We start from the raw sequence: 7,701 nt of genomic DNA on the forward strand, positions 1-7,701 counted from the left end.
CCCCCGCACCGCCGCGGCCACCCCGCCGTCCTCTTCGGGCCCCCGCGCGGGCATCATCATCGGCGTAGTAGTAGCCCTCGTGATCGTCGCAGCGGCAGCCTGGCTGGCCCTGGCCTGACGGCCCCCGACTCTCCCCCTATTACTGACTCCCTCACGCCGGACGGCGGCGCCCCTCGGGGCACCGCCGTCTTCTGCGTACTCGCCGTGTACTACGCCTACTAGCGGTCGCCGCGCCTCGCTGCTCGGCTCTCCGCAATCCGGAGCGCATCCCGCAACGCTTCGACCAGCCCGTAGGCGAGTACCGTCAGCTCGCCTGGGCGCAGCGGTGAGGCGTTGCCGCTGCCGCGTCTTCCGAGCACCGCTTCCGTCCGCTCTGCCAGCCGCGCTCCCATAGCAAGCTGTACGGCCTCCACCTCATCGGCCAACTGCGACACGTACCCGCTCCCGTCCGCCTCCGCCGACAGGTAGCACCGCCGCCCGTCGACCCCAGCCCAGGGAAGCAACCGCAGCCGCTCCGCCTCGCTCACGACGCGTACACCGAGAAGCGACCGTCGTACGTAAAGAGGCGCACGGCTTGCTCCCGCGCCCGCCGCTCGGCGACGACAAGGTACGGCCGGACGAGACGGGAAGCATCCCCGTCTATGGGCACATCGAGCAGGCGCGGCGGTAGTGACGGCCGGGGAGGGGGACTGGCTGTTCGCCGGCTACCGGAAGCCGAACGGGGGTGGCTGACCGTCGTGACGGGCCGGGAGAACAGGGCTCCCAGCCACGCTACGGCCCGGACGATACGGTGACGCATGTCGGCGCTCCTCTTCACGGTTCGCGTTGACCACACCCCGGGGTCGTTGCCGCGACCGCCGGGGCTTTGGACACTCAGCTCTACCGCAGTCTGCTACCCCTAGGTTGCCTAGGCACCGTAGCTACGTGTCGCGTGGTATGGCGTGGGCTGCTTACCTTGGTCTCGTGATGGAGTTCGCACCTGACGAGCCGCGATGGCGGCAAGTGGCAAGGATCATCCGCGCGCGCATAGAAGACGGCACTTACCCACCCGGTACGCGAGTGCCGTCCGTGGCCGAGATGCTGGAGGAGTTCGGCATCGCCACGTCCACCGGTCAGAAGGTCCACCGCGGCCTGCGTGCAGAGGGCCTGATCCAAACCCAGGTCGGTATGGGCTCCTTCGTGACGAAGAGCGCACAGGAGAAGCTGGCCGAGCGTCCCCAAGACGGATGAAGGACGCCCCGAAGAAACGCTTCCGTGCGCCTGGGCGAAGTACCGTCCGGTTGCGATGAACTTCGAACCGGATCGCCCCCGCTGGCAGCAGGTCGCCGACGTGATCCGCCGACGCATCGCCGACGGCACCTACGCCCCCGGCACACGCGTCCCGTCCGTACTGAACCTCTCGACAGAGTTCGACATCGCCACCTCCACCTCACAAAAGGTCCACCGCGGCCTGCAAGCCGAGGGCCTGATCCACACACAGAACGGCGCAGGCTCCTTCGTCTCGAACCACCCCCCGGAAGACCTCACGGGCGACCCGGCGGACGCGTGAGCACCACCCCACCCGAGTTCGATCCGACCCGCCCCAAGTGGGTGCAGATAGCCGAAGCACTACGACAGCGGATCACCAGCGGGGAGTACCTACCCCACCACCTGATCTCCGAGGTCCAGATGGAGCAGGAATTCGGCGTCGCCCGGGTAACCGTCCGCAAGGCCATCGCAGCCCTCCGCGCCGAGGGCTTCATCGTCACGACCCCGGGCATGGGCTCCTTCGTATCGAAGAACCCGCCAAAGCCTGAGGCCGGCTGACTCCTCGGGAACGCACGCGAGCGTGATGTCCGCATCGCTCGGCGCAAGTACTGAGCCGGGCCGCCGACCCAGCCACTACCGTATGGGCACCACCTGGCCGTGACGGAGGACGCTGTGAGTGTGCAACCCGACGGTCCGCATGGGCCGCTCATCCCCATGCCCGACCTCACGCCCGACGCCCTGCGGGCCGCCGTGTCCCGTATCGCTCCGAGTCGGGTCCCTGCCCTCACCCAGCACCTCTTCGAGGCGACGACGAACGCGCAGCAGACGCAGAGCCTCGCCCCTCTCCGCGCCTTCGTCCACTCCTGGGCCGTCTTCGTCGCGATCGAGCGGTACCCCGACCGAGCCGCCCGCCTCCACGAACTGGAGCGGATCGTCGATGCGGGGGACCAGGACCCCACGGAGGTCATCGCCGAAATTCAGCAGATCCGCGAGGCGGCGGAGAAAGAGGCCGGGCTGTGACCCACGGCGACTGGACGTGGGACTACAACCCGAGCAAGAACCACGTCGCCGGAGGACTGCCGCTCGGTGCGACAGCGGAGGTGGAGCGCCTGGCAACCGAACTCGCCGCGCTGGGGCGCGACGCGGTCAAGGTAGGCAGGCCCGTCGACCGCGAGGGCGGCCTGCGGGAGTTCGACATCCTCGGCGGCCGCGGCTTCATCAGCTTCCTCGCCGTCCCCCGCCACGAGTGCATCTACATCTGCAACATCACCTGGTACGGCTGACGCGGCGTTACCTGTTCGCCCTGGGGCGTTTTGAGAGGCCCATCGCGCGTACCGGGCAGGACAGGACAGGAGAGGACTGGGATCACCTGATGAGTGGCCACAGCAGCTGGGCCGAGACGAAGCGCCAGATGCGCGAGGCCCACCCCGAGGTCACCGATTTCGAGTGGGAAGCTCGCAAGCAGGCGGCGCGGACGACGACCGAGGCACATGTCCTCGGATACCACCTGCGCATGATCAGGGAAGAACAGGGACGCACACAGGCCCAGGTCGCGGCGGCGGTCGGCGCTTCCCAGGCGCGGGTGTCCCAGATCGAACGGGGAGAGATCCACAACCTGGAGACGATGCGCACGTACGCTGCGGCACTGGGGGCCAGGATCACGCTGTCCATCAAATACGGCGACCGAGTGATCGGCGCGGCCTGAGAGTTCGACGCCCACAGGCCAATTGGTTAAGGGTATGGGAATACGGCAAATGATCGGATCAGCGCTTTGCGGTACCTGTCAGCTGAGCCTGTGCTCGATAATCCAGTAATCTTCATCCTCTGTTGATACAGCGCAAATGTAGTTACCGTCGATTGACATTGCTACAAACTCCAAATGACCGTCATCGCGGATCAGGGCATTGGACATCCGGATATTCTGTGACCACTGAACAGCTGTCCAGCCAACCTTGAGGCTACCCGGCCCTCCGATGCTGATATAGAACTCTCCGTTTTTCGTGAAGAGAGGTCCATTCGCGCATTCCGCCAGCCAGGATTGATCGAGGCGGGACAGGGCATCGGGAGATTTTATCGGCACTTCTGTGGCAGGCTCTGTCTCGATATTGTTCACTTTCTGCCATGCTTGTTCGGTAGTGGTGATATCAGTAGGGATCGGCCTTTTCAGGATCGTCAGACCTGTAGCTGAGATCCTATCCAGGATGGACTGCTCTTCGGCCGCGCTCATCCCGCTTGACTCCCAATAGAAGAGATGGGCCTATATCCTTCGTGCGAACTGCCCAGCTGAAGTTCATTAATGTCATCCGCGTGCCCAAGCCGCGCGATCCCACGCCGACTTGAACTCCCCGAGCTCGATGATCTCCGCAGCGAACTCACTCTGCGCCGCCACGTCCTCGATCCTTCCAACCGGGGCCTCGCTCAGGCCGATCTCACCGGACTCATATACACAATCCGCCTTCAACCTGCGCCCGTCCCGATAAAGCTGCACCTTCCTCACTTCATACCCGTCATCCCCGATCTCGCTGTAGAACACGATCGCCTCATCCGGAAACTCGTGAAACCAGCGAACCTTCCAGTACTCCATACACTCTCCGGAAAATACTGCAACCGCTCACTCCTGAGTGACGTCAAAATCATTCATGTTGTGAGTGGTGTATCCCGAAATGGCCTGCATGTATTAATGGGTGTCGCGCGAAACGGAATGGCTGGCATTCTGGCTGGAAAGCCTTCTAGCTGTCCTGTCGGAGGGCCTGAAGGGCGGCATTGCAGAAGTCCTCGGGTGGCAAATATGCATGACTGTCCACATAATGCACAATCATTGCAGGAGCGGCGTACGCAGTGCCTTGAGGGCTGGCTACATGGATTTCTCCGCTGCCGATGAAAATATCGTGCCAAGATGTATTTTCGCGAGCCACTTGGAAAGAGGGGCATAGTTCACAGAAGTGCATGCCGCGCTGGACATTCACAGACTCCTTGGCCAGCTTGGCTAGTGCCTTGATGAGTCCTTCGGGGGCTTCTCCCTTTCGGTACTCATGATCCCTGGAGAGCCAGCCGACGTTCAGCATTGGGTTGTCGGACTCGGAGTATGTGTAGATGCTGAGGTCGGGGTAGTAAGTCATCTCTCATCACCAAGGTTTGATGTGCTCGCGGCAAATCACGACGTGTACGGCACCCATACCATCAGTTACGATATCACTGAGGCGGGTAGGCGAATTCACTGTTATGGATTTGCTGCTGATGTTTAGATTTTTGGGTACGTCTACGGTGTAGTCGGGGAGAGTCTTTCCGGGGCCGTAAGTCTCGAATGGTGCCCTGGTGCCGCCGACTTCGATCTCGTAGCCGACGGCATCAGAAAGGCGTTTCCCGTCCTCGACATAGAATTTCAACCACGTTCCTGAAGGGACAGTCATGTCGCCTGCTCCGAACTCATAGTATCCGTGGCCGGAGATGACCTGGGAGTTGTCCGTCCTCCCCTTTTGCGTCACGCTCTTCGCCCAGTCGTTACCATTTCCTTCGCCGTGTGAGGGCGGCTCCGGACGTCTGTCTTGAGTTGGCGGGCACGGTGACAGGCCAAGCGCATCCGTCGCTGCCGATGGATTATCAACATATGTGGCGGGGTTAGGGGCAGGGGTCAGTCCCAAAGGATCGGAGGAGGTATAGCGGGCACTTACGGGATCGTAATACCGGAAGTAGTTGTAATGCAGCCCGGTTTCCGGGTCGAAGTATTGGCCCGGGAAGCGGAGAGGGGTGTACGCGGTCGCGTCCGCGTTCCAGGTTGTGGTGCCCCAGAGGGTGGTTCGGGTGTGCCAGGCTATTTCGCCTTCGGGGGAGACGAGTTCGGTGGGGGTGCCGACCAGGTCTGTGATGATGGCGAAGAAGCGGGAGTCTATTTCGGATTGTGGGGCGTCCGCTGCGGTGATGCGTTCGGTTTGGGCGATGGGGGACAGGCCATCGTGGTCCCAGGTGAGGGTGACGGACGGCGACGACCCATCGCTCAAGGTCGATTGTTCAGTGAGGGTGGTGCCGTCCCAAGTGAAGTCCACCTGTTCCAGGACCGTGGTTCCGTCTGAAGAAAGGCGCTGCTTGGACCTGCGGCGGCCGAGGGGGTCGTAGAGGTAGCGCCAGGTGGTGCCGTCCGGGGTCACCACGGATGTGAGGCGGTCCTCGGTGTCCCAGGTGTAGTGCCAGGATTCGCGCTTGCCCGAGAGGTGGCGCTTCTGGCGCAGGGTGAGGCGGCCCGCGGCGTCGTGTTCGTAGCGGATGCGGCCGGCTTGGGTGAGGCGGGTGCCGGTGTAGGTGCGGGTGCCGGTGGCTTCCGGGTTGGCGTGCGCGCCGGGCCATTCGGCGGACGTCTGGTTGCCGGCCTCGTCGTAGGCGTAGGTCTCGGTCCAGTTGTGGGCGGATACCGAGGTGACGCGGCCGACGGGGTCGAGAGTGAAGCGGCGGGGGCCGTTGAGGAGGTCGTCGATGCCGGTGAGGTAGCCGTCGGGGCGGTAGGCGTACGTGCGGTGTTGGACTGGAGTCGCTTCGTGACTCGTGGCGTCAGGTGAGTCCGTGTCCGTGGCGTGCATGGACTGGGCGGTGAGGCGGCCCACCAGGTCGTAGGACTGGTGGAGAGTCACCAGTCCGCCGGTCAGGCTGCGGGTGATCTCCTGGCCCGCGGCGTCATGTGTGAAGTCCAGCGTGCGGCCGGAGGTGGTGAGGGAAGTGCGCCGACCGGCCGCGTCATACGTGTACGTGGCCTCCGCGCCGGTGGGGGTGCGGCGGTGAATGCGGCGGCCGAGCACGTCGTACGCGTAAGACATCGTGCGGCCGTTGACCGTTTCGGCGGTGATGCGGCCGAGGGCGTCGCGATTCCAGGCGACCTCGCAGTCCGAGGTGGCGGCGCTCAGCGGTCGGCCGTGCGCGTCGTAGCGGTAACGAGTCAGCGTTCCGTCGGCGGTGCGCTTGGCTGTCGTGTGGCCGAGTTTGTCGTACTGGTAGACGGTGGTGTCACCGAGAGGGCTGGTCCGGGCGGCGAGGCGGCCCGCCAGGTCGCGTTCGTAGGTGACCTGACGGCCGTCGAAGTCCGTCTCCGAGAGCAGCAGGCCGGCCGGGTCGTAGGCGTACGACCACTCCAGGCCCTGCGGGTTGGTGACCTTGGAGAGCTGGAGCTTCGTGTCGTAGGTGAACGTGTAGCGGACGCCGTTGGGGTCCGTGCGGGCGGCTAGCTGGTCGAAGTGCGTGTACTCGTACCGCGTCACGCCGCCGACCGGGTCGGTGTGGGTGAGGCAGTTGCCTTCGCCGTCGTACGTCCAGGATTCGGTCGCGCCGTCGGGAGCCGTACGGCGGGCCAGGTGGCCCTCGACGGTCCAGGTGGAGTGGGTGCTGGCGCCGAGTGGGTCGGTGTGCGTGACGACCCTGCCGAAGGCGTCCCGCACGTACCGTGTCACGCCGCCCAGCGGATCGGTGATCTCCGCGGGGAGGCCGGCGGCGTCACACCGTACGCGGGTGGTGTGGCCGAGGGCGTTGGTCACCGCGGACAGATGCCCGCGCTCGTCGTACGCGAAGGTCGTGGTCGCGCCCGACGGGTCGGTGGCCGAGACTCGGCGGCCCGCTTCGTCGTAGTCCTGCCGCCAGACCGCGCCGTCCGGGCCGGTGACCTCGGTCGGTAGGCCGAGTTCGTTGTACGTGGCGGTCGCGCGGCCGTCGTCGGGACGGACCACCGCCGTGACGCGGCCGGCGGCGTCGTATTCGAAGGCCGTGGTGTGCCCGAGCGGATCGGTGGCAGCCATGACGCGGCCGAGGTGATCCCGCTCGGTACGGGTGACCGCGCCGGTCGGACGAATCTCAGCGACGATCTTGTAGCGGTCGTTGACCAGATAGCGGGTGGTGTGGCCGAGGGAATCGGTGAGCGCAGTGATGCGATGACCGGTTTCCGGGTCCGTCTCGTCGTAGCTGATGCGGACTGCGAGGTGGCCTTCGGTGCCGCCCTCGGCGATGCAGCGGTCCCGGTCGTCGTAGGTGTAGTCGTAGCGGCGGTCGTTGGTATCGGTCCAGGAGACGACGCGGTACCGGTCGTCGTACTCGAAGCGGAGCGGGAGACCGGAGGAGTTGGTGACCGAGGTGAGGTCGCCGTCGGTGTAGTCGTAGCGGAGAAGCTGCTGGTCGGAGCCGTCTTCCGCCGCGCCTGCCAGGTGCAGGGCGGTGATCCGCTCGTCCTCGGTGGTCAGCTTGAGGTGGTAGCCGGCGGAGTGGACGATGCCGGTCGGGGTGCCGTCCTCGTCGTGGTCGAAGGTGATCCAGTGATCGCCGTTGCGGTCGGTGATCTGGTCCAGGCGCGCGATGCCGTCGCCGGTCTCATCTCCGCCGGTGGGCGGCGAGAAGTGACGTACGTGGCCGTTGCTCGGGTCGGTGAGGGTGTAACCCCCATCCGGAGTGCGTTCGAGCGGACGGCGGGGGCCGGTCAGCGGG

At 65.0% G+C, this 7,701-nt stretch carries 10 protein-coding genes; 6 read left to right on the forward strand and 4 right to left on the reverse strand.

The annotated features are described in order from the left end of the window. Window positions 1-966: 966 nt before the first annotated feature. From CCS38_RS00015 to CCS38_RS00040, 6 genes are all read left to right on the forward strand, one after another. Entirely contained in the window at window positions 967-1,230 is a 264-nt protein-coding gene (locus CCS38_RS00015; RefSeq protein ID WP_223731099.1) for a GntR family transcriptional regulator, read from the forward strand. A 55-nt stretch (window positions 1,231-1,285) separates the two neighbouring features. Further along, window positions 1,286-1,549, forward strand: a complete 264-nt coding sequence (locus CCS38_RS00020) for a GntR family transcriptional regulator (RefSeq protein WP_223731090.1) — start codon at window positions 1,286-1,288, stop codon at window positions 1,547-1,549. After that, window positions 1,546-1,806, forward strand: a complete 261-nt coding sequence (locus CCS38_RS00025; protein ID WP_223731091.1) for a GntR family transcriptional regulator — start codon at window positions 1,546-1,548, stop codon at window positions 1,804-1,806. Before CCS38_RS00020 ends, CCS38_RS00025 begins: the two co-directional genes overlap by 4 nt. A 114-nt stretch (window positions 1,807-1,920) precedes the next feature. Beyond that, window positions 1,921-2,268 (forward strand): DUF6247 family protein, encoded by a 348-nt coding sequence (locus CCS38_RS00030; protein ID WP_223731092.1) that lies wholly within the window; start codon window positions 1,921-1,923, stop codon window positions 2,266-2,268. Further along, window positions 2,265-2,531: a hypothetical protein gene (locus CCS38_RS00035; RefSeq protein ID WP_223731093.1), complete on the forward strand. Its 267-nt coding sequence runs from the start codon at window positions 2,265-2,267 to the stop codon at window positions 2,529-2,531. Before CCS38_RS00030 ends, CCS38_RS00035 begins: the two co-directional genes overlap by 4 nt. An 89-nt stretch (window positions 2,532-2,620) precedes the next feature. Continuing rightward, a complete protein-coding gene (locus CCS38_RS00040; protein WP_223731094.1) occupies window positions 2,621-2,953 on the forward strand; it encodes a helix-turn-helix domain-containing protein in 333 nt (110 codons plus the stop codon). A 78-nt stretch (window positions 2,954-3,031) separates the two neighbouring features. On the opposite strand, the gene CCS38_RS00045 is transcribed toward CCS38_RS00040, so the two are convergent. The 4 genes from CCS38_RS00045 to CCS38_RS00060 form a co-directional block, all read right to left on the reverse strand. Next, complete coding sequence (locus CCS38_RS00045; RefSeq protein ID WP_223731095.1) at window positions 3,032-3,475, reverse strand: hypothetical protein; 444 nt, start codon at window positions 3,473-3,475, stop codon at window positions 3,032-3,034. A 72-nt stretch (window positions 3,476-3,547) separates the two neighbouring features. Further along, the gene (locus CCS38_RS00050) at window positions 3,548-3,832 is read right to left on the reverse strand and encodes a DUF6881 domain-containing protein (protein ID WP_223731096.1); all 285 of its coding nucleotides are present in this window, start codon (window positions 3,830-3,832) and stop codon (window positions 3,548-3,550) included. Between the two features lie 145 nt (window positions 3,833-3,977). Continuing rightward, window positions 3,978-4,367 carry a DUF7919 family protein gene (locus CCS38_RS00055; RefSeq protein WP_223731097.1) on the reverse strand — a complete coding sequence of 130 codons (390 nt, stop codon included), beginning with the start codon at window positions 4,365-4,367 and terminating at the stop codon, window positions 3,978-3,980. Between the two features lie 6 nt (window positions 4,368-4,373). Then, window positions 4,374-7,701: RHS repeat domain-containing protein (locus tag CCS38_RS00060; RefSeq protein ID WP_223731098.1), on the reverse strand; the 3,328-nt coding region annotated here is incomplete at its 5' end.

It is taken from the genome of Streptomyces purpurogeneiscleroticus (assembly GCF_020024005.1).
In the GTDB taxonomy this organism is placed as follows: Bacteria; Actinomycetota; Actinomycetes; order Streptomycetales; family Streptomycetaceae; genus Streptomyces; species Streptomyces purpurogeneiscleroticus.

Coding starts and splice junctions, on each gene's coding strand:
- CCS38_RS00045 (WP_223731095.1), bottom strand. CDS start 3,475: ATGAGCGCGGCCGAAGAGCAGTCCATCCTGGATAGGATCTCAGCTACA.
- CCS38_RS00040 (WP_223731094.1), top strand. CDS start 2,621: ATGAGTGGCCACAGCAGCTGGGCCGAGACGAAGCGCCAGATGCGCGAG.
- CCS38_RS00020 (WP_223731090.1), top strand. CDS start 1,286: ATGAACTTCGAACCGGATCGCCCCCGCTGGCAGCAGGTCGCCGACGTG.
- CCS38_RS00050 (WP_223731096.1), bottom strand. CDS start 3,832: ATGGAGTACTGGAAGGTTCGCTGGTTTCACGAGTTTCCGGATGAGGCG.
- CCS38_RS00015 (WP_223731099.1), top strand. CDS start 967: ATGGAGTTCGCACCTGACGAGCCGCGATGGCGGCAAGTGGCAAGGATC.
- CCS38_RS00055 (WP_223731097.1), bottom strand. CDS start 4,367: ATGACTTACTACCCCGACCTCAGCATCTACACATACTCCGAGTCCGAC.